The organism is Exiguobacterium sp. K1 (assembly GCF_033721435.1).
Taxonomy (GTDB): domain Bacteria; phylum Bacillota; class Bacilli; order Exiguobacteriales; family Exiguobacteriaceae; genus Exiguobacterium_A; species Exiguobacterium_A artemiae.
On record NZ_JAOTIT010000001.1, the window covers coordinates 214,180 to 240,616 of the forward strand.

Below are 26,437 nucleotides of genomic sequence, written 5' to 3' on the forward strand. Positions count from 1 at the left end.
CACCCCCATATCGGGGGTTTTTTTCTGAACTTTTTTAGGAGGGAACTGTATGATGACAGTCGTCTTTACCGTTTATTTTTTCCTGATTGGGCTGCTCGTGACCTCATTTACAAACGTCGTCGGCTTACGGGTCCCGGTCGGGGAATCCATCGTCCGTCCGCGCTCGCATTGTCCGAACTGCGGGCATGTCCTCGGTCCGCTTGAGCTGACTCCGGTCATCGGCTATCTCGCATTAGGTGGCAAATGCCGGACGTGTCAGCTGCCGATCTCAATCAAGTATCCGGCACTCGAATTATTCGGCGGTATGTTATATGCGTACGCCTTTTATCAGTTCGGCTGGTCGATGCAATTCGTCCTGTCGATTCTGCTGACGAGTCTGCTCAGCATCCTCGTTATGTCGGATCTTGCTTACATGCTGATTCCGAACAAAATCTTATTATTCTTTTTACCGATTAGTCTGATTGTTCGCTACCTTTCTCCCCTTGAGAACTGGTATAATCCAATTATTGGCGGATTCGTCGGCTTCTTTCTATTGTTCGTGATTTTTCTTGCGTCACGACAGGGAATGGGCGCCGGGGATGTCAAACTGTTTGGGGTGCTCGGAATCTTTTTAGGTCCGTTACACGTCGTCATCGCGTTGTTCGTTTCCGCATTCGTCGGATCAATCATTGGTCTCGGGTTACTCGGACTCAAACGCGTGGAACGAAAACAACCGATTCCGTTTGTTCCTTCGATTGCCGTCGGAACGTTACTGACATATTACTTCGCGGACGATTGGGTGAAGCTTTATCTCGATCTGTTCCTCTAGGAAAGGAAGAACATACATATGGCGCAAGCTCGGCGCAGAGGTACATATATTTACTTTAATTTCACGGATGTCGGGATTTTCGGAGCAGTCGTTAAAAAGGGTGTCATTAAACGACGCGGTGTCGTCTCGTTGCCGCCCGGAACGCTTCAAGGAGGATGGCTCCAGCCGGAAGCATCACTCGATCTGATCTTTGACAGCTTACTGGCAAAGCTGAAGGTGCCCCGCGGTTCGCAAGCGGTCCTCGCGATTGACGGATCTCTCGTCCTGGCCCGGAAACTCGAAATTCCGGAGACGGTCGAGACAAATCAGATTCGCGGTTATTTGTTTATGGAACTGGGACACAGTATCGTCCTGCCGTTTGAAGAACCTTATTTTGATTACACGTTGCTCGAAGAAGACGGCAAACGGGAAATCATGTTGTATGCGGCACCAAACGAAGCATTAAAACAGTATATGGAGCTGTTCCGGAAAAAACATATCCGCCTTGTTGCAGCAGAACCGCAACCACTGGCGACGTTTTATGGTCTCGATTCGCTCTATGAGGTCGAAGCCGACAGCAATCTGTTGATCTGGAACGTCAATGCAACGAATCACCAGTTGATCATCATTGAAGACAAAGTCCCGCGTCTGATTCGTTCGGTCGACACGTTTGTCGCGAATGCCTGGGAAGTGGACGTCATCGAGGACCGGTTGCATTACCGGTATCAATCGGACGATGCCAACGTCGAATTCATCCTCGAAGAGATGTTACTGGAGTTTTCCCGCGTGCTCGATTTCTATCGCTTTTCGTTGGCACGGGACGGTCGGGAAATCCGTCGCGTCATGCTGACCGGAGATTTTCCGTTTCAAGAGGAATTGGTCCGCCGGTTCGAAACGAACTTTGACGTCCGTTTGGAACAGGTGCCGGATGTCCTTGACGTGTCAGGTCAACCGATTCCAAAGCCGTATTTGCCGCTCGTCGGTCTCGCGACCAGCCATAAAGAGCGGATCAATTTGTTGCCGGACAGTGATGTCGCACCAAAGTTTCCGCTCGTCGCCTCGCTGATCCTGCTGCTATTCGGCGGTATGGTCGGCGGATACCTTTACTGGCAGACCGATCAATTTGCCGACCGGATCGAGACCGCGAATAATCAGATTCAGATCGTCCGAGCGCTACAATCAGAATCGGCCCAATCTGCCAAACAAGAAGTCGCACAGCTGAAACAAACAGTGGATGGTCTTGAAGCAACACCACGTCCGGCTGTTCCGGCCCTCGAACGGATTACGCGTTATTTGCCGGAACGCGGTTACATCCTGCAGTTCGCTTATGGCGCAGATCATGTTGTCACAATGAATGCCCAGTTCGAGACGTTAGATGAGTTAAACGGTTTTTACCGTCAATTGTTGACGGATACGGCCTTTACCGGAGTGACGTTAACGAATGTCACGACGAAAACGATGAATGAAGAAGCGGAAGTCGTCACATCAACGACGATCGATCCGTCGACCGGCGAAGAGATTCCGACGACGACCATTACGCCGACGGACGAGACGGAGACGGAAGAACCCCGCTATATCGGGCAATTTGGTCTGACGGTTGTCCCGGCGGAAGTCATCAAAGGGGAAACGAACCAGGCGGATCCCGATGCGCCGAAGGAAGATGCAACGACGGATGCCGTGGTCGACCCGGAAGCGGAAGCGACGGAAACGGTGGAACCACCGGCGGCCGGCACAGAAGCGGACGAACCGGTTTCGACTGAAGTAGAGGAGGTGGAAGAAAATTGAAACGGTATAGTGGTCTCATTCTTCTTGCCTTGACGATTGTTTTGATTGTCGGGGGGCTCGGCTACTTCGGTTATACGACGTACACGACGTATCAGGAATTACAGCAAACCGAAGCAACGCTTGAACGGGAACAGATGGCGCTTGAAGCGGCAAAAGCGAATGAACAGAAAGTCGATGTTGCTGAATCCAGCTTCCTCCAAAAACAGGTGCCGGTCGTACCGGCGAATGATGATGTGATTGATGCGATCAATGCCGCCAGTCAAATTGCCGGTGTGAAAGTCCAAGCCATCACGTTTGGTGCAACCGGAACGGAAGCAGCTCCTGCATCGCCGGTCCAGTCAACGCCTGCCGTGGACGGTGCAATGGCGACGGAATCCGAGACGGAAGCTGCTCAGACGGCAGAGACACCGGTTGCGACCACGACGGCGACGGCACTGCCTGCTTCTTTGACGGTCGAAGCCCCATCCTATCTCGAACTGATGGCTTTTCTTAAACAAATCGAACGGACGGACCGGATTACGATTTTACGCCAAATCCAGTTGACCGGTCCGGATGAACCGGGTCCCGGCAGTCAGACAATTGTCCTCGAAGACGAACTGATGTCCTTTACGGTCGAGATTGAAAGTTACTACCGACCGGATTTAACGAAGTTGATTCCGGATAAACAGACGCCTCTTCAAGAGACGACACCAAAATCGGATCCGTTTGTCGATGTTACAGATAATTAACCGAAAGACAAGTGTTGCTCTTACTCGGAGCGGCACTTGTTTTTCGTTATACTAAAAGTTGATTCCAGTAAGACTGGTCGAAAAAGAAGGAAAAGAGCGTGATACTGATGATAACGCAACACTCATTGATTCTGGCTTCTGCCTCTCCGAGACGGACGGAACTGTTACAGCAGATTGGGGTGCCGCATACGATACGACCGGCGGATGTCCTGGAGGAAGCACCGTATCCGATGGCAGCCGAAGAGTACGTGATGTATTTATCACGGAAAAAAGCCCGCGCTGTCGCGAAGCCCGGTGAAATCGTCCTGGCAGCAGATACCGTCGTGGCACTGGATCAGCAGATTCTTGAAAAACCGGCAGATCAACCGGCTGCCCTCGAAATGTTCCGGCTGTTATCCGGACGGACACATGAAGTCGTGACCGGTGTAACCCTTTTACAGGATGAACGGGAGGAGACGTTTACGGTCACGACGACGGTCCGGTTCTGCGAGATTCCGGAAAGTTGGATGTTGTCCTATGCTGCGACAGATGAGCCGTATGACAAGGCGGGCGGATACGGAATTCAGGGGAAAGGCGGTCTGTTTGTCGAAGCGATTGACGGCGACTATTATAACGTCGTTGGTCTGCCGATCAATCCGATCAGCCGCCGTCTTGAGGCATTTGGAATCGAGCCGATGTTCGCGTAATTCCTTGTACAGAAAGGTCGGATGAAGTGATTGAATGGCCAAAGGATATGATTCAATTAAAAGGGTTGGCACAGGCGACGACTGTGGAATTATTGGCGTGTCTCGTCCGCAGCGGAACCCGGAACCGAAGTCCGCTTGAAATCGCCGAAGACTTACTTGAAATCTATCCGTCGCTGATCGAACTGGAAGCAGCAGGTGTCGGCGGACTGGAGAAGGCACCGGGCGTCGGAAAAGCAAAGGCGCTCCAAATCATGGCGGGACTGGAACTCGGCCGCCGGCTCGTCACGGAACCGAAATGGGTCCGTCCGGTCGTCCGCTCACCGGATGATGCCGCGGAATTGCTGATGGAGGAGATGCGGTTGTACCAACAGGAACACTTCATCTGCCTGTATCTGAACACGAAAAACGAAGTGATCTCGAAGAAAACACTGTTCATCGGCGGACTCAATACATCGATTGTTCACCCGCGCGACATATTTCGGGAAGCCATCCGTTGTTCGGCGGCAAGCTTCATCGCCGTCCATAATCATCCGTCCGGTGACCCGACACCGAGCCGGGAAGATATCGAGGTCTCGGAACGAATGGTTGAAGCGGGCAGATTGATCGGAATCAGTTGCATCGATCACCTCGTCATCGGACACGGACAATTTATTAGTATGAAACAGCGGGGATTTATGTAAGAATAACGTCTGAGGGGGAACTGTGCTTCCTGACCTCAGGCGTTTTTACTTTTATAACCACCATTGAACTGTAAACAAGCTGTAACGTTTTAACGCTTTCCAAGGAAGGCTTTTCCGTTATAATTAGTGAAGTGTATTCTCAGAGAGGGGTTTTTTGAATAATGTTTGGATCATTTAGCCGTGAAATCGGCATTGACTTAGGTACGGCAAATACGCTCGTTTATGTGAAGGGGCAAGGCATCGTCGTGCGCGAACCTTCTGTCGTCGCATTCCGTACCGATACAGGAAAGATTGAAGCAGTAGGTAATGCAGCGAAAAACATGATTGGACGGACACCGGGAAACGTGACGGCACGACGCCCGATGAAAGATGGGGTTATCGCCGATTATGAAACAACGGCTACGATGATCAAATACTTCATGGATCAAGCAACGAAGAAAAAAGGCTTATTCTCGTCTAAGACTAACGTCATGATCTGTGTACCAAGCGGTATCACATCCGTTGAAAAACGTGCGGTTGAAGATGCAGCCAAACTCGCTGGTGCACGCGAAGCTTATACGATTGAAGAACCGTTCGCGGCAGCAATCGGAGCAGGTCTTCCGGTTTCTGAACCGACGGGATCCATGGTCGTCGATATCGGTGGCGGAACGACTGAAGTTGCTGTCATTTCACTCGGTGGTATCGTTACAAGCCAATCGATTCGTGTCGGTGGAGATGAGATGGACGAGTCGATCATTCGTTACATCAAATCGAAATACAACTTGATGATTGGTGAGCGGACGGCTGAAACGTTGAAAATGACGATTGGTTATGCGCGGATTGATGAAGAATCGGAAAACGAGACGATGGAAATTCGTGGACGTGATCTCGTAACGGGACTTCCAAAACAAATCGAAGTCACAAGTGCAGAAATTTGTGACGCGTTGTCTGATACAGTCGATGCGATTTTAGCCGGTGTCAAGCATACGCTCGAACAAACACCGCCGGAATTATCAGCAGACGTCATGGACCGCGGAATCGTCCTGACAGGCGGCGGTGCCCTTCTGAAAAACTTGGATGCTGTGATTGAAGATGAAACACGCATCCTGACACTCGTTGCGGAAAATGCGCTCGACTGTGTTGCAATCGGTACAGGTAAATCACTGGAGATGATGAATGTGTTGCGTTCGAAATCAGGCATCTCACAAAAAAGATAAGGACGGGATGAGCGATGAAGCGATTTTTAAATAATCGAAAACTGCTCATCACACTCCTTAGTTTTCTCCTTTTGGTGATTTTAATCGGAATCTCGCTTCAAGGACGTAACCAAACCCACTGGTATCAAAGCTTTGTCCGCGATACGGTCGGGGTTGGCCAACGTCTTTTTGCGACACCGATTGGCTGGATTGATGATACGGTCACTTCGGTTAAAGAAGTGCGCGATGTGTATAAGGAAAATGAGTATTTAAAATCACGACTGGGCGACTATGCCGGAAATTCCGTTAAAGTCCGCGACCTGGAACGTGAGAACAATGAATTAAAAGACATGTTGAAGTTAAAAGGGTCGATTCGTGATTACACGTTATTACCGGCAGAAATGATTGGTCGGACGTCATCCGAATGGCAACGCTTCGTTACGGTCAACATCGGTAAAGAACAAGGGGTGAAAGCCAACATGGCCGTCGTGACGGCAGATGGGTTGGTCGGCCGTGTCATTCAGACAAGTGCCTACACTTCACTCGTTCAGTTATTATCGGATACGAGCCGGACGAACAATGTCTCAGCTGTCGCTGACGATACAAAAGGTAAAGGGGTCTTCGGAACGATTGAAGGCTTTGACGAAGAGACGAATCTTTTGAAATTCACGAAGATTCCGAACGACGCCAAACTGAAAAAAGGTCAGATTGTTACGACATCCGGACTTGGTGGCAAGTATCCGAGCGGTATCGTCGTCGGTAAGATCGAACAAGTGAAATCGGATCAATACGGTGCTTCGAAAATCGCATACGTCAAACCGGCAGCAGACTTCGAACAGTTTGGTCACGTTTTCGTGATCCAGCGCGAAGCGAAGGAACCTTTCGCTGAGACCGACAAGGGAGGGGACACTCGTGAATAACATCAAGTTGTTTTTCGCCGTGTTCCTTCTTTTTATCTTGGAAGGAACACTGTTCGCAGGTCCGCTCGGAGACGGCTCTCCTTACGTCATTCATGTCACGCTGATTGCGTTGATGTTTTTGGGGCGTTACGGAAAAATCGAACAGGCGCTTGGTTTTGGACTGCTGTTTGGTCTGTTATATGATTTTGTCTACTCGGATATCATCGGAATTTATTTATTTGCACTATCTGCCATTCCGCTTTTTAGTAGCTTCGTGCTAAAATATGTAAAGGAGAACGTATTAACGATTATCGTCACCTTTACGTTCAGCGCTATTTTGTTTGAACTGGATATTTATTTCTTCACGGCTTCGGTCGTAGGGGTCGGTGTTCCCTTCAAGGAACTCGCGACACAAATCATTCCAAGGAGTCTCATTGCGCAGTTGATTGGGATCATCGTGCTGTATTACCCGATGACGCGACTGGTGCAATCCACATTTGATGAGAAAAGAGGATGAGTCATGATTGAGCGTAAGCGTTATGTAACGATGAAGGGCCATCGTGGTGGCCTCGCCGTCTATGTAAATGAAAGGTGCAGTGTGGATGAATTTCTTGACGATTTAGAATTGACGCTTGCCGACAAATCCGTCGAGAACGGACGCGCCGTTCCGATTACTTTCTTCTTCGGTCGCCGTTATGTCGACGAAGGCGTAGTGACGGCTGTCGAATCCATCGTTGCACGTCATGATTCATTTTCGTTTAATGGGTACGACAGCGAGTGTCTGACGAAGGATGAAGCAAAAGCCATGTACGGGGAACGAACGTTTCATTACTTCGGCGGCACGGCCCGCAGTGGGCATGTCGTAGACGTTGAAGGATCGATCGTCGTCATTGGCGACATCAATCCAGGAGCCGTCGTTCACGCAACCGGCAGCATTTATTGCCTGGGAGCGTTACGTGGAACGGTTCATGCAGGAAAAGGCGGGAATCATCAAGCTGTCATTGCTGCCAGTGTCTTACAACCGAAATGGATTTCAATTTCTGATTTTGTTTATGAAGATCCGGACGATGCGCCGATTCAGGCACTGGATATGGGCTGTGCGTTTGTCGGGGAAACAGGAGTAGAATTTTCTCGTCTTCAAACCGTTCCGCTTGCGCGGATGGATCAATTTGCGATTGATAGTGAAAGAGGGTGACAGATATGGAACAAGTGAAAGAACAGGTACATAAAGATGCGAAAACGCATGTGGGACGTGCCATCGTCGTCACATCTGGTAAAGGTGGCGTCGGTAAGACGACGACAACGGCTAACATCGGGACGGCACTTGCGCTGATGGGGCATTCGGTTTGTCTCGTTGATACAGATATCGGTCTTCGGAATCTGGATATCGTACTTGGCCTCGACAACCGGAGTATCTATAATATCGTTGACGTCGTGACCGGACAATGTAAACTGCATCAAGCCCTCGTCCGTGATAAACGTTTTGAAGAAATGTATCTGTTACCTGCTGCCCAATCCAAGGATAAATCATCCGTTACACCGGAACAGGTAAAAGGCATCATTGATTCGTTGAAACTCGAGTATGACTTTGTTTTGATTGACTGCCCGGCAGGAATCGAACAAGGATTCATGAATGCGATTGCCGGTGCAGATGAAGCAGTCATCGTCACGACACCGGAAAAAGCAGCGGTTCAGGATGCAGACCGGATCATCGGTATGCTGGAGCGTTCGGAACGTCAAATCGTACCGAAGCTCGTCGTCAACCGTGTCCGTTCGCATATGATGGCATCTGGAGATATGCTCGATATCGATGAAATCATGCGTATTCTGTCGATTGATCTGCTTGGTCTGATCGTCGATGATGAAGAAGTCATCGCGGCTTCACATCGTGGTGTACCTGTGACGATGAATCCGGATAACCGGGCTGGTCTTGGCTATCGGAACATCACCCGCCGGATTCTCGGAGAGTCTGTTCCGTTGCTCGACATCATGGAACAGCCGCAAAAAGGATTTTTCGTGAAACTTAAAAAAATGCTTGGCATGAAATAAGATGGGGAAAAATAGACTAGAAGGGTTTTGATGCTTCTAGTCTATTTTTCATGGAGGAATGAAGATGAAATGGATTAGTGAACAGACTCCGTCCCTGGAACGGGTGGCATTGGTCGAAGGAGGACGTGTCGTCGAATACCATGAACGGATGCGGGATGAGATTCGGGTCGGTACGTTGCTGCATGCCAAAGTCGACCGGTTGCACCCGACGCTTGAAGCGGCATTTTTGATTGCGACGGATGGCACGCCGCTTTATTTACCGATCAATGAAACGCTCGAGACGTTACGCCGTTATCCGGAAGTTCCGACAATCGGACAAGCCGTTCAGGTCGGTCAAACCTTACTCGTCCAGGTGGTGAAAGAAGGGGCTGCGCCGAAACAGCATAAAGTAACACAAAACATCACCTATGGCGGAAGGTTTCTCGTCTATTTCCCGTACGGACGCCGCGTACGTTTCAGCCGTAAACTGGATCTCGTCGTCCAGCAACAGCTGGCCAAAGTGATTCCGGTAGCGGAAGAAGAAGGGATTTTATACCGGACAGAAGCAGCGCAAGCCGAGGTCGGGGTATTGATGACGGAATTGAAGCAATTGCGTGCGCGTCATCAGCACATGTTGGAGCAGGCGACGCTGGAACAGGATGAACCGTTGATCATTCAGGAAGCGAAACGGTTGAGTCATGTCGCCGAAGCGCTTGTCACGACCAGAGCGGAGAAAGAACGGCTCGAGCAGATGGGGCTGCAAGTCGAGCGTCCGGTCATCAAAGGACGTCTGGCGGTTATGGAACAGGTCGACCGGGCGATTGAGAAGGCACTGGACCGGGTCGTTTGGCTTGACGGTGGTGCATATCTGTTGATTGAAGAAGTCGAGACGATGACCGTGATTGATGTCAACAGCGGAAAAACGGTTTCCGTCAAAGAACAAAAGCGGACGTTCGATCAAATCAATGAAGCGGCGGCTGTTGAAATCATGCGTCAGCTCCGTCTGCGAAATATCAGTGGGATGATTGCCGTCGATTTTTTACGGGGTTCCAGTAAAGGGCAGACACGGGTGACACAACTGTTGAAGGAACGGGCCGCCCATGAGTCAAAACAGATTGAAGTGTACGGATTTACAAAGATGGGCTTATGTGAACTGACACGTCAGCGACACGGGAAGTCTTTGTTCGAACGGTCACGGGATCATGGTCAGTTGTCCCGGATCGCCATCCACCGGCAACTCGAGCCGCGGTTAATGGAACTCGCGACACATACGGAAGCGGCGGTCGTTCGCGCTCCGCTCGCTCTGCTCAGTCCGTTGCTTCTCGCCGAAAGTCCTCTTGAATTACTTCTGATAGAAGGTGAACCGGGCATTCTGTTTACCGGTACGAAAGCCGACTGTGACGATTTTGTCAAAAGACATTGAGAATCCGGCAGAACGTTATTGACAATAGTCAACTTCATTTGGTATTCTGAATAACGTTAGTTCGTTTGGAAGCACCCAAATGACTACAACCGCACAGACCGGGTCTTTAAAGCATCCGCTGCCCGTGATGGCGAGTCTGAGTTCCTAAGAGGAGGTGCACGTAATGTACGCAATTATTAAAACTGGTGGTAAACAAGTTAAAGTCGAAGCTGGCCAAGAGATCTACGTTGAGAAATTAAACGCAGACGTCGACAGCACAGTAGAATTCGGCGAAGTCTTGATCCTTGGTGGTGACGATGTTAAAGTCGGCGCTCCACTCGTAGAAGGTGCGAAGGTCGTAGCAACGGTCATCAAACACGCTCGCGCGAAAAAGATCACAGTCTTCAAAATGAAAGCTAAAAAGAACTACCGTCGTAAGCAAGGTCACCGTCAACCTTACACGAAGGTCCGCATCGAGAAAATCGAAGCGTAAGCCATGATACGTGTCAAGATTCGACGAGATGAAGCGGAGTTGATCCGTTCCATCGAAGTGACAGGACATGCCGAGTTCGCTGAGCCTGGTTTGGATTTAGTCTGTGCCGGCACATCAAGTGTGATCTTCGGGGCATATAATGCCATCGAATCACTGCTCGGGCAGGTCCTGCTCCTTGAAATGGCAGAACAACAAGAAGGTGGCTACTTTTACGTAGAAACGTATGCTGACTTAGCACCGGATGTCAGTGAACGCACCCAATTGTTACTGGAAGCGATGTTGGTCCAACTCGGAACCATCGCCGACAGTTACGGTGAGTTTATCCAACTTGAACAAATATAGGAGGTGGATTCCACATGTTGAAACTTAATCTTCAGTTCTTCGCATCGAAAAAAGGGGTAGGTTCGACAAAGAACGGTCGTGACTCGCAATCGAAACGCCTTGGGGCGAAACGTGCAGACGGTCAAACTGTTTCTGCTGGTTCAATCCTCTACCGCCAACGCGGTACGAAGATTCACCCAGGTATGAACGTCGGACGTGGTGGCGATGATACACTTTTCGCAACTGCAACTGGTGTCGTTCGTTTCGAACGTCTCGGACGCGACAAAAAACAAGTCAGCGTTTACCCAGCATAAGTGATCGATGAAGCAGACTCTAGCCACTTTCAGGGGTTAGGGTCTGTTTTTTTAGGAGGGAACGACTGATGAAGGATGAACAGGTACTGGATCTTTTGAAGTCACTTCGTCACGAATGGTTGAATCGGTTACAACTTGTTCGTTCATATAGCGCGATGGGTGACGAGGCGGCTGTTGAATCGATTTGTTCAATGTATCGGGAACAAGCGTCGCGAGAAGGACGACTTTCCCTGATTGGACTACCGAAAACGGCACTCGCACTGCAACGAGCAGATTGGACAGGCCTAACTGTCGAATATGATGTAATCGAAATACCAAAGCAGATGGAGGATGCGCGCTTGGCGTCTATTCTTGAAGCTGCGTTTGACATGATAGAAGTGGGGAATGGAGAAGTATCCGTGACCTTCCATGAGGGCGTGACCATCGAGATCTATCGGGATCTACTAGATATGTCGCGCCTTAAAGATCTAGTGACGCCGATGGAGATCGAGTCACAGACAGAACATGAGTGTGTGATTGAAATCGAAAGTCTTCCTGTCGAGGAAGAAAAGTAATAGGAGGGATCTGACATGTTTGTCGATCAGGTAAATATTTATGTAAAAGCAGGAGATGGAGGACGCGGGCAGGTAGCGTTCCGTCGCGAGAAATATGTTCCAGACGGCGGACCAGCCGGAGGAGACGGTGGGCATGGTGCTCACGTCGTTCTCGAAGTGGATGAAGGACTTCGGACGTTGATGGATTTCCGTTACAAACGTCATTTTAAGGCCGTTCAGGGTGAAAACGGGATGTCGAAAGGGATGCACGGACGTAAAGCCGAGCACCTGGTCGTTAAAGTCCCGCCAGGCACAGTCGTTTATGACGATGATACGGATGCAGTCATCGCTGACCTTGTCCACCACGGACAACAAGCCATCGTGGCAAAAGGCGGACGCGGCGGACGTGGTAATTCACGTTTCGCAACACCAGCGAACCCGGCTCCGGAACATGCAGAGAATGGTGAACCCGGTGAAGAGAAATACTTGAAACTCGAATTGAAAATGCTCGCAGATGTCGGACTTGTCGGCTTTCCAAGTGTCGGGAAATCAACGATGCTGTCGATCGTCTCAGCAGCCCGTCCGAAAATCGGGGCGTATCACTTCACGACGATTACGCCGAACATCGGTGTCGTTGAAACGGAAGACAGCCGCAGCTTCGTCATGGCCGATTTACCGGGTCTGATTGAAGGGGCAAGCGAAGGTGTAGGTCTTGGTCACCAGTTCCTCCGTCACGTCGAGCGGACGAAAGTCATCGTGCACGTCATCGATATGAGTGGTATGGAAGGACGCGATCCGATTGACGATTACAATATCATCAACAAGGAGCTTGCGGACTACAACCTTCGTCTGACAGAACGACCACAAGTCGTTGTCGCAAATAAAATGGATATGCCGGATGCGGAAGCGAATCTCGAAGCATTCAAAGAAGCGTTCCCGGATCTTGAAGTGTTTGCCATCTCGGCTGCAACACGCCAAGGATTACGCGATCTCTTGTTCCGTATCGCCGACCTTGTTGATGCGACGCCGGAATTCGGTCTCGAAGAACTCGAAGAAAAAACAGCGACACCGCGTGTCGTTTACGGATATGAAGCACCGGAAGCCGGATTTACGGTTTCGAAAGATGAAGATGATTGCTTCGTCATCAAAGGACCACGGATCGAGAAGCTGTTTACGATGACAAACTTCATGCGTGAAGAATCCATCAAACGCTTTGCCCGGACGTTGCGTCAAATGGGTGTCGATGAAGAACTTCGTAAGATGGGTGCGATTGACGGCGACGTCGTTCGAATCCGCGACTTCGAATTCGAATTCATCGAGTCTTCGTTCTAAAATACAACAAGTTCATTTGAGAAATGGAGTGTGAGAGCATCGTGGACCCACTTCCCGCGATTCAGTTCATCTGGTTTTTCGTCCTGCTTGTCATCTCGGCCTTTTTCTCCTCGTCTGAAACCGCCTTGTCGAGTGCAAACCGGTTACGGATTTTGCATCAGTCGGAGGAGGGGAGCCGTCGTGCGACCCAGGCTCTTCGTCTGTTGCAACGGTATGAGGAGACACTGACCGCCATCTTAATCGGAAATACCCTGTCTAACCTCGGTGTCGCGATGATCGGCGGCTGGTTGGCGATGACGGTATCGACGGATCTATTGGTACAAATCAGTATTGTTTTCCTGACGTTTCTGTTCATTTTGTTATTTGGGGAGCTCATTCCTAAGTCCTATGCCCGGGAACATGCGGAAACGTACGTATTTTGGATCAGTGGTCCGCTGCATGTCTGTCTGAGTCTCTTCAAACCGGCCATCTTCCTGTTTCTGAAATTGCGACAGGTTGCGTTGTTGCTGATCGGGGCCGATCCGAAAGGACCGCTTGTCACCGAACAGGAACTACGGGCTTTAGTCGACATCAGTGAAGAAGAAGGTGTCATGGACGAAGCGGGAGCGGAAATCGTGCATCGAGCGGTTGACTTTAAGAATGTCACGGTCGAAGAAGCACTGACACCGCGAACGAATATTCAGGCAATCGACATTGATGCCGGTTTTGATGAAATTTTACGTGAAGTGCAAAAAGGCGGATTCTCGCGCTTGCCGGTCTATAAGGATTCGATTGATCACATCATCGGAGTTTTATCAGAACGTGACTTTTTACGGGAATTCGTCAAGCATGGACGTGTCGAGATTCGCGAATTGATCCGTCCGGTTTCGTTTGTCGTTCCGCAAACCCATATCATTGATTTGCTGCCGGAATTAAAAGTCAAACAGTCACATATGGCTGTTGTACTCGATGAATTCGGAGGAACAGCCGGTTTGATTACACTGGAGGATATTCTCGAGGAACTGGTCGGAGAGATTTGGGATGAACATGATGAATCACTCGAGTACACGAAACAGGTGAGTCCGAACCGGTATGAATGTCTGGCGGAATACGACATCGAAGATTTTTGTCATCAATTTGACTTGGCGATGCCGGAAACGGAAGCGCAGTCGCTTGGAGGCTGGATCATGGAAGATGTCGGTCATATTCCGGAAGTGGGGACTCAGATGGTGTATGGACCGTTGACCTTGACTGTCCTGCACGTCGAAAACCGTCGGGTCCGAACCGTTTCAGCCGTATTCTCACAACATGAACCATCGGAAGGAACGGACGATTTAAACGTCTGATCTGCATAACAAAAGGCCCGTTCCGATTAGGAATGGGCCTTTTTGTTATGAAAGGATGTATTTAAAAGGCATCCTCGTGATTAAACATCGAGTTCTGAAACAAGAATACCCAAACGGTCGAGCGCATCGATTGCGGCATTTAACGCTTCTTCGTTATCCGCTTCCAGCGTATGAATGTGGACACCATCCGTCAAAGTGGATAAAGGGGTCGCCTGCGTTTCTTCCAGTTGTTCGATCAACGCCCGGACATCGCGGCGGCTTTTCAGCATCAATTCTCCTGTTAAAAAGCCGTAGACGGGATGTTCGACGATGACATCACGGATGATGACACCTTCATCGACGACGGCGTCACACTCTGCTTTTAATTGATCACTACCGTGCCGGCAAACGACTTTTCTCATATGGCGGGATTCGTCAAGCTCCGGATGATTTAATAGATATCCCCGGGCAGTCGCAACGACAGGATGTCCTTTTGCTTTTAGCAATGATAAATCCTGCACGATGACCTGGCGGCTGACACCTGCCTGCTTCGCCAACTTCGTTCCTGTGACGGGTTGTTCGCTTTGTTGAATGATTTCTAACAACTCTTGCCGGCGTTCTTCTCCGGACTGTCTTCTTCCCATGATTATTCCTGCCTTTCCAATTAATCTGATTCCTCCAGAGAACAGAGAACATCGAGACATCGCTCTACTTCCTCGGCTGTTGTCATCCGACCGAAACTGAGTCGAATCAATCCATGAGCCGCCGACTCATCAAAACCAATCGCCCGTAAAGTCGAGTTGGGGCCATTTTCACCTGCACGACAAGCGCTTCCCGCCGATACGGCAATTCCGGCACGGTTCAGGGCGAGGAGGACGAATTGACCATCCCGTTGTTTCGTATGAATGGCACAAATCGAATGAAGTTGCTGAGGGGACTCAATGATTTGATAATAAGCAGCTGGAAGTCTTTTTTTTAGCATACCACGAAATCTTTTGCTCGATGCCTGGATCTGTTGATTTTCCTGAAGATAACGGTGACATGCCATCATGAAAGCAGCAATTCCCGGGACATCGACGGTTCCCGGCCGGATTCCGAATTCGTGGTGCGCCTCATAATAGGGACTGAACAGGGGATGACGCAAATAGACGGCACCGAGTCCTTTCGGTCCATAAACTTTATGACTGCTGATCGTATAAGCTTCGACGTCAGTCAAATCAACCGGGTTCTTCAAAAAGCCTTGAATCCCGTCACAGTGGAACAGAATACCTTTTTTTCGGCAAAAGGCGGCAATCGCGGCAATCGGAAAGATGAATCCTGTTTCTGAGTTTACCTGCTGGATGGAGACGACACCGACCTCTTCCGTACACGCTTGTTCGAATAAGTCCCAGTCGAATTCACCGGTCGTCTTTAAATCGAGTGCCTGCCAATGGACTGCCCACCGTTGCAAAGGAAGTAAAACAGAATCGTGTTCCGATTTAAGTGTCAAGACAGTTGTCTTATTGGTTTGACGGAGAAGATGGCTTAAAGCGATGTAATTAGCTTCAGACCCGCTGCCCGTAAATATAATCGTTCCTTCGGTTACACCGAGCCATTGCATTAATTTATTCCGTGCCTGTTCCAGCAGTTGAAGGGCGTCTTCTCCCGTGTCATGGAGCGAAGAACTGTTGCCGTAGAACCGTTCTGCCGTGTCCCGATACTGTTCGATGGCATCCGGGTGCATAGGTGTCGTTGCCGCATGGTCTAAATAAATCATCAATTATCGTATCCTTTCATCTTGTCACTCAGCTAAAAATATGCCAAACTTATTGTCAAGTCAATAGTAAATATAAATGTACAGAGGTGTTTTTCATATGTCTTTACATAAAACAGAAGAAGTGGATGTTTTAATCATCGGGACAGGACTAGCCGCCGTCTCGGTTGCCCTGCATCTTCCGGCTGATCTGAATGTCATTCTTGTCTCAAAAGGAACAAGGACAGAAACAAATTCGATGCGGGCGCAAGGCGGAATTGCGTCAGCGTATCTCGAAGCCGACCATGTCAGCCATCAAGCGGATACGAAGCAGGCGGCAAAAGGGCGGACCGATGAAACGATGATTTCTTTTATCACCGCAACCGGAAAGCAGGTGATTCCGGAACTCGAAGCGTTTGGTGTTAGGTTTGATCGACAGGTGACAGGAGCATACGCTTTAGGTCAGGAAGGGGCACACTCGAGACCACGTATTTTTCACAGTGGAGGAGACCGGACGGGCGAACGTATCATGACGCAACTGCTTCAGCAACTCGTTCATCCCGTCATCGAGGATACCGTCATTACAGAATTGTTGACGAACAGACAACAGGTCGTCGGAGCACGGGGATATCGGGGTCAAAAGCCGGTCGTCTTTTCAGCCCGGGCTGTCATCCTGGCGACAGGCGGCATCGGCGGATTGTTTACAGCCTCGACGAACGAACCGAGCTTGACCGGTGACGGTCTGGCACTCGCTGCTCAAGTTGGCGCCGGTCTATCGGATTTAGGTTATATCCAACATCACCCGACCGTTCTGTTGCATGACGGCGTCAGTCACGGCTTGATTACGGAAGCTTTACGGGGCGCCGGTGCTTTTTTAATGACGGCAGACGGTCGGCGCGTGATGGCGGATCATCCGCAAGGCGACTTGGCGGCCCGGGATGAAGTGGCGATGAGAATCACGACGGTACGAGAACGGGAAGCGGTCTATCTCAATACGACGCCTGTCGAACATCTGCAAACACACTTTCCAACATTTGTTGAAAAATGTGAAATATTGAACATATCACCTGATATCGTCGAAGTGACGACCGGTGTGCACTTTTTAATGGGCGGGATTAAAACGGATCGTCTCGGACGGACAACTGTTCCGGGACTGTATGCAGTCGGAGAGGTCGCTTCAACAGGGTTGCACGGAAAAAATCGATTAGCCTCGAACTCACTTCTCGAATGTTTTGTGATGGGCAAGGAACTGGCGTTACGACTCCAGTTGCCGCCCCGTCTGCCATTGCCTGAAAATCAGTTCAAAGAAGATGAAGAGAAGGTGGCACTTGACCCATCATGGACAGAAGCGCTGGCCGTCCATCTTGATGAAACCGTACTTAAACAAACCTTGGAAACCTTCAAAAACCAACCGGAGGAACGGGCAACAGGACGGGACGCTGAACTGAGGCGTCTGCATCTGATGACGGCAAAGCTGTTGCTTGAAGGTGCAATTCAACGATTAAAAGGAGACCGACAACATGAACAGATGGTATCTACGACGACAGCTTGAGGATTTTTTGGTGGAGGACATCGGGCATCAGGATGTGACGAGTGAGGTGTGTTTGACCGGCGATGAATTAGGAACCGGTCACTTCATGGCGAAAGAGGACGGTATTTTTTGCGGCGAAGCGGTATTGGTCGAACTAGCACGACTGCTCGGAGTCGAACACGAAACACTTGTCCGGGACGGAGAACCGATAGTCCGGGGACAAGTCGTTGCGAAGTGGACCGGGCGGTTACAAGCGATTTTAACGGGAGAGCGGGTCGCATTGAATCTGATTCAGCGGACGTCCGGAATCGCGACATTGACGCATCAGGCTGTCCGTCTGGTCGCCGGGAACGTCCGGATTGCGGATACCCGTAAAACAACACCGGGACTCCGGATGCTTGAGAAACATGCGGTTCGAGTCGGAGGCGGATTTAATCACCGCGGTCGACTCGATGACGCCGTCATGATCAAAGATAATCACATCACCGTCGCCGGTTCGATTACAGCAGCTGTCCGTCGGGCGAAGGCGCAAGTCGGTCATACGACACCGATTGAAGTCGAAGTCGAGACCGGTGAAGAGGTCAAGGAAGCAGTTGCAGCAGGAGTCGACATTATCATGCTCGACAACCGGACACCGGAAGAAATCAAGCGGTTCCGGTCATGGATTCCGAAATCAATCACCGTTGAATTGTCCGGCGGGATCACGCTGGATACGTTGCCAGCCTATAGTGAGTGCGGGGCAGATTACATCTCACTCGGAGCATTGACCCATTCGGCACCGGCGTTAGACATCAGTATGAAAATTGCGGGAGGAAAAAAAGATGAGTCTTGATTTATTTACAGAGCAGGGGATTCCAAAAACGTACTCAGAAAAAACGGATGCACAATTAGTGACAATCATTAAAGGTATCAAAGAACGGATGGGCTCACGGTTATTTTTACCGGCACATCATTATCAAAAAGATGAGGTCGTTCAGTTCGCCGATGCGACCGGAGATTCACTCCAGCTCGCCCAACTGGCGAAACAGATGACAGACGCAGAGTATACTGTTTTTTGCGGCGTTCATTTCATGGCAGAGACGGCAGATATGCTGACGGATCAAACACATACAGTCGTCTTACCGGACATGCGGGCCGGTTGTTCAATGGCTGATATGGCAAATGGATTTCAGACGGAACGGGCATATGAGATATTGACGAACCGGTTGGGCCGATCGATTCTCCCGCTGACCTATGTCAATTCAACGGCTGAAATCAAAGCGTTTGTCGGACGGCACGGTGGAGCGACGGTCACGTCCTCGAATGCCGTTCCGATGGTCGAATGGGCACTCGGGGAACGCGAGATTCTTTTTTTCCTGCCTGACCAACATCTCGGGCGAAATACGGCACATGCTTTGGGGATTCCCCTGGAACAGATGGCGGTCTGGGATCCAATTGCGGATCAACTGATCTTCGACGGAGCGGATGAGGACATCCGGGTCGTCCTGTGGAAGGGACATTGTTCCGTCCACGAGAAGTTTACGGTCGGACAAATTGAACAGTTCCGTCAAGCGGATCCCGAGCGGAAAATTCTTGTTCATCCGGAGTGTTCCTTTGAGGTCGTCGCAGCCTCGGACTTAAACGGTTCGACAGCCTATATCATTGATCAAATCAAACGGGCGGAACCGGGGACAAAATGGGCGATTGGTACAGAGATGAACTTAGTCCAACGACTGGCGAACGATTATCCGGAACTCGATATTGTCTCCTTGAATCCTTTCATGTGTCCCTGTCTGACGATGAACCGGATTGATTTAAGACACCTTGCCTGGTCGCTCGAACAAATTGAAGCCGGTCAGCCGGTTAATATCATCACCGTTGATCCGGAAACGACACGATATGCGGTCCTTGCACTCGAACGGATGCTTGAACGTCCTTGATCGTCCGAAATGAAAAGCCGGTCTGAAATATTTACGCACTACGAACCAGAGAAAGGAATGTCGCATTCCGTTTTTCTGGTTCGTTTTTTTGAGTAGTTTAGAAGAGGTGAATTTCCGTCGTGAACGTCTTCGGTATAAAGAATTACGTTTTGAAGAGCCTCCTCGTTATATGCTACAATAACACGAGAGTTTGTTAATGGATGGGAGCGTTCTAAAGTGATAGAATTCGTACGCGGCGAAGTCGCTTATGTCTGTGCGGAATTCGTGACGATCGAGGTCGGGGGGATTGGCTACAAAATCGTAGCACCGAACCCGTTTTTTTATCGGACCGGAGACGAACAGGTTATCGTATATACGTATCATTATGTCAGAGAAGACCAGGAAGTTTTGTTCGGATTCCGTTCAAGACGGGAACGGGCGCTGTTCACAAAATTGCTTGGCGTAACGGGAATCGGTCCTAAAGGATCACTCGCCATCGTGGCGTCCGGAGACGTCGATGCGCTTGTGGAAGCGATTGAGCAGGAAAAGGAAAGTTATTTGATCAAGTTCCCCGGTGTCGGCAAAAAGACGGCGAAGCAGATGACCCTTGATTTAAAAGGGAAGTTGGCAGAGCTCGCGCCGGATTATATTCCGAGCGAAGGATTGTTTGCCCAAGGAAATGCGGAATTAAATGAAGCATGTGAAGCGTTGACGGCACTCGGATACAGTGAACGGGAAGTCGAAAAAGTCAAAAAAGCACTTCAAGGTGAAGTGCTGTCTACGGATCAATACGTGAAGCGGGCGTTGCAGTTGTTATTGAATGTGAGGTGAGAACGTGGAAGAACGGATTTTGTCAGAATCCGCACATGCGGAAGATCAGGAAGAGTGGAGTTTGCGTCCTCAGACGCTTGATCAATACATCGGTCAGGAAAAGGCGAAAGGCAACTTGAGTGTCTTTATCCAAGCGGCAAAAATCCGTCAGGAAACACTGGACCACGTCCTTTTATACGGTCCTCCCGGTCTTGGTAAGACGACGCTTGCGACGATCATTGCCAATGAGATGGGCGTCGGCATCAAGACGACAGCCGGACCGGCAATTGAACGCCCGGGCGATTTGGCTGCCATTTTATCTTCGCTCGAACCGGGAGATGTTTTGTTCATCGATGAGATCCATCGATTAAGCCGGTCAATTGAGGAAATTCTTTATCCGGCGATGGAAGACTATTGTCTCGATATCGTCATAGGTCAAGGCGAACTCGCCCGCAGTGTGCGGATTGATTTACCGCCGTTTACCCTCGTCGGAGCAACGACGCGGGCCGGTATGTTATCGGCTCCGCTTCGTGACCGGTTTGGAGTGACGCTGAAACTCGAGTACTATACGATGCCGGAACTGTCGGCGATTGTTACGCGGACGTCCCGCTTGTTTGGTTTTGAAGCGGACCGGATGGCAGCGGAAGCAATTGCGCTCCGTTCCCGGGGAACCCCCCGTGTCGCGAACCGTCTGTTACGGCGTGTCCGTGATTTTGCACAAGTCGCTCACCAAACGGCAATCGATGCGACACTTGCAACGAGCGCCCTGGATCGTCTGCATGTCGATGCACTCGGACTCGATGACGTTGATCACCGGTTGTTACGTTCGCTTGCCGAACGGTTTGCCGGTGGTCCGGTTGGTCTTGAGACGATTGCTGCGACGATCGGTGAAGATGCTCAGACGATTGAAGACGTCTATGAACCATACTTGCTGCAGCAAGGATTTTTACAACGCACACCACGCGGTCGTGTTTTGACGCCGTTTGCGCGGCAACATTTAGGATTGAAAGAAGGAAACTAAAGATGGATGTAAATTTATTTGATTTTCATTTACCGGAAGAACAGATTGCGCAAGTTCCCTTGCTCGATCGGACGAGTTCGAAGCTGATGGTCGTCAATCGGGAAACCGGCGCCCTTCGGCATGAAAAGTTTCATGATATCGTCTCGTATTTTAATGCGGGAGATACCCTTGTCATCAATGATACAAAAGTTTTGCCGGCACGCCTCTTCGGTGTCAAGGAAGAGACCGGCGGCAAAATCGAACTGCTGTTACTCAAACAGACAAGCGATGACGTCTGGGAGACGCTGGCGAAACCGGCAAAACGCGTTAAACCTGGAACCGTCCTGTCCTTTGGTGACGGGTTGCTCCGCGCAGAATGTGTCGAAGCACTCGAAGACGGCGGACGGATCCTGAAGTTTTCGTATACAGGAATTTTTTATGAGGTACTCGATCAACTCGGGACGATGCCGTTGCCGCCCTATATCCACGAGCAACTCGAGGATCAGGATCGTTACCAGACAGTTTACGCCCGGGAACGGGGAAGTGCGGCAGCTCCGACAGCCGGTCTTCACTTTACGCCGGAATTGTTGCAAGCTTTGACGGATAAAGGGGTTCAGCTTGCGCCGTTGACGTTGCACGTCGGACTCGGGACATTCCGTCCGGTCTCTGTCGATGACGTCGACAGCCACAAGATGCACAGCGAATACTACGAGTTGCCGGAGTCTTCCGCTAAGATTTTACGCGAGACCCGCAAAAACGGCGGTCGGATCATTGCTGTCGGAACGACTTCGACACGAACGCTTGAGACCGTCATCCGCGATCACGGAGATTTTGTTGAAGCATCCGGTTGGACAGATATTTTCATCTATCCTGGTCAGGAAATCAAAGGAATCGACGGATTGATTACGAACTTCCACTTGCCGAAGTCGACGTTGATCATGCTCGTATCCGCTTTATCGACCCGCGAACACATATTACATGCCTATGAAGAAGCTGTTGCACAAAACTACCGATTCTTTAGTTTCGGAGACGCAATGTTCTTAACGAGAGAGGAATTAAACCGATGACAAAACATGCAGTAACGTACGAACATATCAAGACTTGTAAACAATCTGGTGCGCGGTTAGGAATCGTCCATACGCCGCACGGCAGTTTCGAGACTCCTGTTTTCATGCCGGTCGGGACACAAGCGACGGTCAAGACGATGGCGCCGGAACAGATCAAAGACATGAACGCGAACATCATTCTGTCAAACACGTATCATTTGTGGGTCCGTCCGGGACATGATGTCATCAAGGAAGCCGGCGGTCTGCATAAATTCATGAACTGGGATGGTGCGATTTTAACCGATTCGGGCGGGTTCCAAGTCTTTTCACTCGCTGATTTGCGCAACATCACGGAAGAGGGGGTTAACTTCCGCAACCACTTGAACGGGGATAAACTGTTCCTGTCACCGGAAAAAGCGATGGAAATCCAGAATGCCCTCGGTTCGGATATCATGATGGCCTTTGATGAGTGTCCGCCATTCCCGGCTTCTCATGAATACATGAAAGCGTCAGTCGAGCGGACAAGCCGCTGGGCGGAACGTTGCCTTGAAGCCCATGAACGGCCTCAGGATCAAGCCTTGTTCGGGATTATTCAAGGTGGCGAGTATGAAGATTTACGCCGTCAAAGCGCACGCGATCTCGCATCGCTTGATTTCCCGGGTTACGCGGTCGGTGGTCTGTCGGTCGGAGAGCCGAAAGACGTCATGTATCGTGCTCTTGATTTCACGACACCACTCATGCCGGAAGACAAGCCGCGTTATTTGATGGGCGTCGGTTCGCCGGATGCCTTGATTGAAGGAGCCATCCGCGGGATTGATATGTTTGACTGTGTCTTGCCGACCCGGATTGCCCGTAATGGTACGTTGATGACATCAAGCGGACGTCTCGTCGTCCGGAATGCCAAATATGCGCGTGATTTCCGTCCGCTCGACGAAAAGTGTGATTGCTACGCCTGTAAGAATTACTCGCGTGCGTATATCCATCACTTGATCCGGGCACAGGAAACATTTGGTCTTCACCTCTGTTCGACACATAATCTTCACTTCCTCGTCAAGTTGATGGAAGGCGTCCGTCAAGCGATTCGCGAAGATCGTCTTCTTGATTTCAAAGACGAATTCTTTGAAGAATACGGTTATAATTTACCGAACGCAAAGAATTTCTGATAAATGGTCTGACAATTCTATTCTTTTTACGGTATAATGAACGTGATTTGAATGAAAAGGAGCTGACTCAGATGCAACAATTATTGACATTCCTCCCGATGATCTTGATCTTCGTGGTGTTTTATTTCTTGTTGATTCGTCCACAGAACAAACGCCAGAAGCAAGTGCGTGAGATGCAAACCCAGTTATCACGCGGTGACTCGATCGTAACGATCGGTGGCCTTCATGGGGTCGTACAAAAAGTAGATGAGACGACAGTCACATTGAAATCGGGTAACGCTCAATTGACGTTCAACCGTAGTGCGGTCGCAGAAGTTACGAAAAAAACTACGACTGTCATGGACGACGAAATCGTCGAATAAGGCTAGAAAAAGACGCTTTCCGAATTCGGAAGCGTCTTTTCTGTTTTTATATGAGAAAAACGATTGCTAAGATTACCAATTCTTATGTAAGCTAGGATAGGATAAGAAAGTTGTCTGAAAATATACTGGGATTGAGAGAAAGGACAATGTAGCATGATTAAGAAGGGAAAACTGGCCACGTTCTTCATCATCGTTGCCGCGCTGCTCGTTTTGATTGGCACGACATCGAATTGGCTCTTAAAAGACACAAAACTCGGTCTGGACTTAAAAGGCGGATTTGAAGTGTTGTATGAAGTACAACCGTTGAAAAAAGGTGACGTCATCGATGCCAATGCGATGAGCGCGACACTGACGGCAATCGAAAACCGGGTCAACGTACTCGGTGTCTCAGAGCCGGATATCCGGATCGAAGGAAAAAACCGGATTCGTGTTCAACTAGCCGGTGTCAAAAATCAGAGTGAAGCCCGTCAGATTCTATCCTCGACAGCCGAATTGTCATTCCGGGACATCAACGACAAAGTGTTACTTGATGGTTCAGACTTAAAGGCGAAAGGCGCAAAAGTCGGATACGATCCGCAAACAAATGCACCGCTCGTCGAACTGACGATGAAATCGAAAGAAAAATTTTATGAAGTGACACAACAAGTATCAAAAATGCAACCGCCCGCCAATCGTCTTGTCATTTGGCTCGATTATGAGAAAGGCGATACGTACGAAAAAGAGATTCAAAAAGAAAACTCTAAAATCGTCTCCGATGCATCGGTCCAACAGCCGATCAACTCGGATAAAGCCATCATCTCAGGTGGTGACATTACAGCAGAATACGGGAAGCAACTATCCTCGATCTTAAACGCCGGAGCACTTCCGGTTAAACTGGATGAGATTTACTCGACGTCCGTCTCGGCCGCATTTGGTCAAGATGCCCTCGACCAGACATTGTTTGCGTCGATGATCGGTGTCGCAGCCGTCTTCTTGTTCATGTTGCTGTTTTACCGGGTATCCGGTTTCGTATCGATCATTACCCTGTTGTTCTACATCTATCTCGTCATGATCTTCTTTAACGGAATTAATGCCGTACTGACCTTACCGGGAATCGCGGCCCTTGTCCTTGGAGTCGGGATGGCGGTAGATGCCAACATCATCACGGCAGAACGGATCAAAGATGAACTCCGAAGCGGGAAATCTGTCTTGTCTGCTTTCAAAGCCGGTAACCGCCGCTCATTTGGTACGATTCTTGATGCCAACTTGACGACGTTGATTTCTGCAGGCGTGTTGTATTACTTCGGAACGAGTACCGTCAAAGGATTCGCGATCATGCTGATGGTCTCGATTGCCGTAACGTTCGTCACGAATGTTTTCATCTCGCGTTACCTGATGCAACTTCTCGTCAGCAGCCGATGGTTTGATAAGAAGAAAACCTGGTTTGGCGTAAAGGAGGATGAAATTCGTGAACTTTAATCCAACGAAATTTGATTATGTAAAACACCGGAACATTTACTTCATCATCACGATTGCCCTTGTCGTCATTTCTGTTTTGTTGCTCACATTCCGCGGCTTGAATCTCGGAATCGACTTTACAGAAGGAACACGGGTTGAAATTTCTTCAACGAACACGATCAAGGAATCAGAGGTTCGTTCCGTTATCGAAGATGCGGGAATTGATGCAGCGGAAATTAACGGTGTCCAATTTGCGCAAGGCGGAAAGCTCGCGAACGTGACGTTCGTCGGAGAATTCAATCAGCAACAAATCTCGAAAATGAAACAAGCGATTGAAGCAAAATACAAGAAAGAACCAAGCATCTCGACTGTATCTGCCCAGGTTGGTCAGGAGATTGCCCGTAATGCGATTTATGCCGTTTTACTGGCGTCGCTTGGGATTGTCATCTACGTCTCGTTCCGTTTCCAACCGTTATACGGGATTGCGACTGTTCTTGCGTTGCTCCATGACGCCTTGATGATCATCGCGTTCTTCTCGCTGTTCCAGATTGAAGTCAATCTGTACTTCATCGCAGCGATTTTGACCATTATCGGTTACTCGGTCAATGATACGATTGTTACGTTTGACAGGGTTCGGGAAAATCTCGCCCATGCTGAAAAAGGCGGCCGCCAGGTGACATTCAGTGAATTGTCGCATATCGTCAACGAATCGATTCAACAGACAATCATTCGTTCGATCAATACTGTCGTCACAGTCATCATGACTGCAGCGGCGCTCTATATCTTCGGTAGTGAAGCCATCCGTGGATTCAGCCTTGCCTTATTGGTGGGTCTGATCATGGGGATGTATTCTTCAATTTTCATTGCAGCCCAATTGTGGCTCGTCATGAAAGGCCGGACGCTCAAATCATCTAAACAAGCCTCATAACCTGACCCGCGTTAGCTATCGCTAACGCGGGTTTTGTTCTATAATGATGGAGTTGATTGGAGG

The 26,437-nt window shown here is 49.7% G+C and carries 27 protein-coding genes, 1 pseudogene and 1 other annotated feature; of the genes and pseudogenes, 26 read left to right on the forward strand and 2 right to left on the reverse strand.

Translation table 11 applies throughout. From position 1 onward, the window contains the following. The first annotated feature begins 49 nt into the window (after nt 1-49). From N7U64_RS01005 to N7U64_RS01085, 17 genes are all read left to right on the forward strand, one after another. Nucleotides 50-808 (forward strand): prepilin peptidase, encoded by a 759-nt coding sequence (locus tag N7U64_RS01005; protein ID WP_318927966.1) that lies wholly within the window; start codon nt 50-52, stop codon nt 806-808. Nucleotides 809-826: 18 nt separating this feature from the next. Beyond that, nucleotides 827-2,572, forward strand: coding sequence for a fimbrial assembly protein (locus N7U64_RS01010; protein WP_318927969.1), 1,746 nt, complete (start codon nt 827-829; stop codon nt 2,570-2,572). Next, nucleotides 2,569-3,300 (forward strand): hypothetical protein, encoded by a 732-nt coding sequence (locus N7U64_RS01015; protein ID WP_318927970.1) that lies wholly within the window; start codon nt 2,569-2,571, stop codon nt 3,298-3,300. The genes N7U64_RS01010 and N7U64_RS01015 overlap by 4 nt, the downstream gene beginning before the upstream one ends. A 107-nt stretch (nt 3,301-3,407) precedes the next feature. Next, complete coding sequence (locus tag N7U64_RS01020; protein ID WP_318928802.1) at nt 3,408-3,986, forward strand: Maf family protein; 579 nt, start codon at nt 3,408-3,410, stop codon at nt 3,984-3,986. A 47-nt stretch (nt 3,987-4,033) separates the two neighbouring features. Beyond that, nucleotides 4,034-4,666, forward strand: a complete 633-nt coding sequence (gene radC / locus N7U64_RS01025) for a RadC family protein (RefSeq protein WP_214764730.1) — start codon at nt 4,034-4,036, stop codon at nt 4,664-4,666. A 161-nt stretch (nt 4,667-4,827) separates the two neighbouring features. Then, nucleotides 4,828-5,862 (forward strand): rod shape-determining protein, encoded by a 1,035-nt coding sequence (locus N7U64_RS01030; RefSeq protein ID WP_012370984.1) that lies wholly within the window; start codon nt 4,828-4,830, stop codon nt 5,860-5,862. A gap of 14 nt (nt 5,863-5,876) precedes the next feature. Further along, entirely contained in the window at nt 5,877-6,761 is an 885-nt protein-coding gene (gene mreC, locus N7U64_RS01035) for a rod shape-determining protein MreC (protein ID WP_012370983.1), read from the forward strand. Then, a complete protein-coding gene (mreD, locus tag N7U64_RS01040) occupies nt 6,754-7,257 on the forward strand; it encodes a rod shape-determining protein MreD (protein ID WP_012370982.1) in 504 nt (167 codons plus the stop codon). The genes mreC and mreD overlap by 8 nt, the downstream gene beginning before the upstream one ends. A gap of 3 nt (nt 7,258-7,260) precedes the next feature. Further along, on the forward strand, nt 7,261-7,935 hold the full coding sequence (locus N7U64_RS01045; protein ID WP_318927981.1) for a septum site-determining protein MinC: 675 nt from the start codon (nt 7,261-7,263) through the stop codon (nt 7,933-7,935). 50 nt (nt 7,936-7,985) lie between these two features. Next, complete coding sequence (gene minD, locus N7U64_RS01050; protein WP_041261996.1) at nt 7,986-8,789, forward strand: septum site-determining protein MinD; 804 nt, start codon at nt 7,986-7,988, stop codon at nt 8,787-8,789. Between the two features lie 64 nt (nt 8,790-8,853). Next, nucleotides 8,854-10,191 (forward strand): ribonuclease E/G, encoded by a 1,338-nt coding sequence (locus N7U64_RS01055; protein ID WP_318927983.1) that lies wholly within the window; start codon nt 8,854-8,856, stop codon nt 10,189-10,191. 77 nt (nt 10,192-10,268) lie between these two features. Continuing rightward, nucleotides 10,269-10,339: a sequence feature (ribosomal protein L21 leader region), on the forward strand. Nucleotides 10,340-10,354: 15 nt separating this feature from the next. Further along, on the forward strand, nt 10,355-10,663 hold the full coding sequence (gene rplU, locus N7U64_RS01060; RefSeq protein WP_012370978.1) for a 50S ribosomal protein L21: 309 nt from the start codon (nt 10,355-10,357) through the stop codon (nt 10,661-10,663). Nucleotides 10,664-10,666: 3 nt separating this feature from the next. Beyond that, nucleotides 10,667-11,005, forward strand: a complete 339-nt coding sequence (locus N7U64_RS01065) for a ribosomal-processing cysteine protease Prp (protein WP_290827225.1) — start codon at nt 10,667-10,669, stop codon at nt 11,003-11,005. A gap of 14 nt (nt 11,006-11,019) precedes the next feature. After that, nucleotides 11,020-11,298 (forward strand): 50S ribosomal protein L27, encoded by a 279-nt coding sequence (gene rpmA, locus N7U64_RS01070; protein WP_012370976.1) that lies wholly within the window; start codon nt 11,020-11,022, stop codon nt 11,296-11,298. A gap of 68 nt (nt 11,299-11,366) precedes the next feature. Further along, nucleotides 11,367-11,852 carry a Spo0B domain-containing protein gene (locus tag N7U64_RS01075; RefSeq protein WP_290827223.1) on the forward strand — a complete coding sequence of 162 codons (486 nt, stop codon included), beginning with the start codon at nt 11,367-11,369 and terminating at the stop codon, nt 11,850-11,852. A 15-nt stretch (nt 11,853-11,867) separates the two neighbouring features. Then, complete coding sequence (obgE, locus tag N7U64_RS01080) at nt 11,868-13,163, forward strand: GTPase ObgE (RefSeq protein ID WP_012370974.1); 1,296 nt, start codon at nt 11,868-11,870, stop codon at nt 13,161-13,163. Nucleotides 13,164-13,204: 41 nt separating this feature from the next. Further along, nucleotides 13,205-14,488: a hemolysin family protein gene (locus N7U64_RS01085; RefSeq protein WP_214763523.1), complete on the forward strand. Its 1,284-nt coding sequence runs from the start codon at nt 13,205-13,207 to the stop codon at nt 14,486-14,488. An 80-nt stretch (nt 14,489-14,568) separates the two neighbouring features. Here N7U64_RS01085 and N7U64_RS01090 read toward each other — a convergent pair whose 3' ends face one another. Together N7U64_RS01090 and N7U64_RS01095 are read right to left on the reverse strand one after the other, a co-directional pair. Further along, the gene (locus N7U64_RS01090) at nt 14,569-15,111 is read right to left on the reverse strand and encodes a transcription repressor NadR (RefSeq protein WP_214850221.1); all 543 of its coding nucleotides are present in this window, start codon (nt 15,109-15,111) and stop codon (nt 14,569-14,571) included. 20 nt (nt 15,112-15,131) lie between these two features. Further along, a complete protein-coding gene (locus tag N7U64_RS01095) occupies nt 15,132-16,223 on the reverse strand; it encodes a cysteine desulfurase family protein (RefSeq protein WP_318927992.1) in 1,092 nt (363 codons plus the stop codon). 97 nt (nt 16,224-16,320) lie between these two features. Here N7U64_RS01095 and N7U64_RS01100 point away from each other — a divergent pair, with 97 nt between their 5' ends. The 9 genes and pseudogenes from N7U64_RS01100 to secD all read left to right on the forward strand — a co-directional run bounded on the left by N7U64_RS01100 (nt 16,321) and on the right by secD (nt 26,374). Next, entirely contained in the window at nt 16,321-17,751 is a 1,431-nt protein-coding gene (locus N7U64_RS01100; protein WP_318927994.1) for an L-aspartate oxidase, read from the forward strand. After that, complete coding sequence (nadC, locus tag N7U64_RS01105) at nt 17,720-18,562, forward strand: carboxylating nicotinate-nucleotide diphosphorylase (RefSeq protein WP_318927996.1); 843 nt, start codon at nt 17,720-17,722, stop codon at nt 18,560-18,562. The genes N7U64_RS01100 and nadC overlap by 32 nt, the downstream gene beginning before the upstream one ends. After that, the gene (gene nadA / locus N7U64_RS01110) at nt 18,552-19,649 is read left to right on the forward strand and encodes a quinolinate synthase NadA (protein ID WP_318927997.1); all 1,098 of its coding nucleotides are present in this window, start codon (nt 18,552-18,554) and stop codon (nt 19,647-19,649) included. The genes nadC and nadA overlap by 11 nt, the downstream gene beginning before the upstream one ends. Nucleotides 19,650-19,865: 216 nt before the next feature. Beyond that, the gene (ruvA, locus tag N7U64_RS01115) at nt 19,866-20,459 is read left to right on the forward strand and encodes a Holliday junction branch migration protein RuvA (protein ID WP_012370967.1); all 594 of its coding nucleotides are present in this window, start codon (nt 19,866-19,868) and stop codon (nt 20,457-20,459) included. A gap of 4 nt (nt 20,460-20,463) precedes the next feature. After that, complete coding sequence (ruvB, locus tag N7U64_RS01120) at nt 20,464-21,459, forward strand: Holliday junction branch migration DNA helicase RuvB (RefSeq protein WP_026832440.1); 996 nt, start codon at nt 20,464-20,466, stop codon at nt 21,457-21,459. A 2-nt stretch (nt 21,460-21,461) separates the two neighbouring features. Further along, complete coding sequence (queA, locus tag N7U64_RS01125; protein WP_318928002.1) at nt 21,462-22,505, forward strand: tRNA preQ1(34) S-adenosylmethionine ribosyltransferase-isomerase QueA; 1,044 nt, start codon at nt 21,462-21,464, stop codon at nt 22,503-22,505. Further along, the gene (gene tgt, locus N7U64_RS01130) at nt 22,502-23,647 is read left to right on the forward strand and encodes a tRNA guanosine(34) transglycosylase Tgt (RefSeq protein WP_026827829.1); all 1,146 of its coding nucleotides are present in this window, start codon (nt 22,502-22,504) and stop codon (nt 23,645-23,647) included. Before queA ends, tgt begins: the two co-directional genes overlap by 4 nt. A 71-nt stretch (nt 23,648-23,718) precedes the next feature. Then, a complete protein-coding gene (yajC, locus tag N7U64_RS01135) occupies nt 23,719-24,009 on the forward strand; it encodes a preprotein translocase subunit YajC (RefSeq protein ID WP_012370963.1) in 291 nt (96 codons plus the stop codon). A 153-nt stretch (nt 24,010-24,162) separates the two neighbouring features. Continuing rightward, nucleotides 24,163-26,374 (forward strand): annotated as a pseudogene (secD, locus tag N7U64_RS01140) (protein translocase subunit SecD). Nucleotides 26,375-26,437: the final 63 nt, after the last annotated feature.

What these genes read in the sequence shown, in the direction of transcription:
- N7U64_RS01055 (WP_318927983.1), top strand. Translation starts at nt 8,854, where the DNA reads ATGAAATGGATTAGTGAACAGACTCCGTCCCTGGAACGGGTGGCATTG.
- N7U64_RS01100 (WP_318927994.1), top strand. Translation starts at nt 16,321, where the DNA reads ATGTCTTTACATAAAACAGAAGAAGTGGATGTTTTAATCATCGGGACA.
- nadC (WP_318927996.1), top strand. Translation starts at nt 17,720, where the DNA reads ATGAACAGATGGTATCTACGACGACAGCTTGAGGATTTTTTGGTGGAG.
- N7U64_RS01095 (WP_318927992.1), bottom strand. Translation starts at nt 16,223, where the DNA reads ATGATTTATTTAGACCATGCGGCAACGACACCTATGCACCCGGATGCC.
- N7U64_RS01005 (WP_318927966.1), top strand. Translation starts at nt 50, where the DNA reads ATGATGACAGTCGTCTTTACCGTTTATTTTTTCCTGATTGGGCTGCTC.
- obgE (WP_012370974.1), top strand. Translation starts at nt 11,868, where the DNA reads ATGTTTGTCGATCAGGTAAATATTTATGTAAAAGCAGGAGATGGAGGA.
- radC (WP_214764730.1), top strand. Translation starts at nt 4,034, where the DNA reads ATGATTCAATTAAAAGGGTTGGCACAGGCGACGACTGTGGAATTATTG.
- rpmA (WP_012370976.1), top strand. Translation starts at nt 11,020, where the DNA reads ATGTTGAAACTTAATCTTCAGTTCTTCGCATCGAAAAAAGGGGTAGGT.
- N7U64_RS01010 (WP_318927969.1), top strand. Translation starts at nt 827, where the DNA reads ATGGCGCAAGCTCGGCGCAGAGGTACATATATTTACTTTAATTTCACG.
- N7U64_RS01045 (WP_318927981.1), top strand. Translation starts at nt 7,261, where the DNA reads ATGATTGAGCGTAAGCGTTATGTAACGATGAAGGGCCATCGTGGTGGC.
- rplU (WP_012370978.1), top strand. Translation starts at nt 10,355, where the DNA reads ATGTACGCAATTATTAAAACTGGTGGTAAACAAGTTAAAGTCGAAGCT.
- mreC (WP_012370983.1), top strand. Translation starts at nt 5,877, where the DNA reads ATGAAGCGATTTTTAAATAATCGAAAACTGCTCATCACACTCCTTAGT.
- N7U64_RS01030 (WP_012370984.1), top strand. Translation starts at nt 4,828, where the DNA reads ATGTTTGGATCATTTAGCCGTGAAATCGGCATTGACTTAGGTACGGCA.
- tgt (WP_026827829.1), top strand. Translation starts at nt 22,502, where the DNA reads ATGACAAAACATGCAGTAACGTACGAACATATCAAGACTTGTAAACAA.
- N7U64_RS01020 (WP_318928802.1), top strand. Translation starts at nt 3,408, where the DNA reads ATGATAACGCAACACTCATTGATTCTGGCTTCTGCCTCTCCGAGACGG.
- queA (WP_318928002.1), top strand. Translation starts at nt 21,462, where the DNA reads ATGGATGTAAATTTATTTGATTTTCATTTACCGGAAGAACAGATTGCG.
- nadA (WP_318927997.1), top strand. Translation starts at nt 18,552, where the DNA reads ATGAGTCTTGATTTATTTACAGAGCAGGGGATTCCAAAAACGTACTCA.
- yajC (WP_012370963.1), top strand. Translation starts at nt 23,719, where the DNA reads ATGCAACAATTATTGACATTCCTCCCGATGATCTTGATCTTCGTGGTG.
- N7U64_RS01075 (WP_290827223.1), top strand. Translation starts at nt 11,367, where the DNA reads ATGAAGGATGAACAGGTACTGGATCTTTTGAAGTCACTTCGTCACGAA.
- N7U64_RS01090 (WP_214850221.1), bottom strand. Translation starts at nt 15,111, where the DNA reads ATGGGAAGAAGACAGTCCGGAGAAGAACGCCGGCAAGAGTTGTTAGAA.
- N7U64_RS01065 (WP_290827225.1), top strand. Translation starts at nt 10,667, where the DNA reads ATGATACGTGTCAAGATTCGACGAGATGAAGCGGAGTTGATCCGTTCC.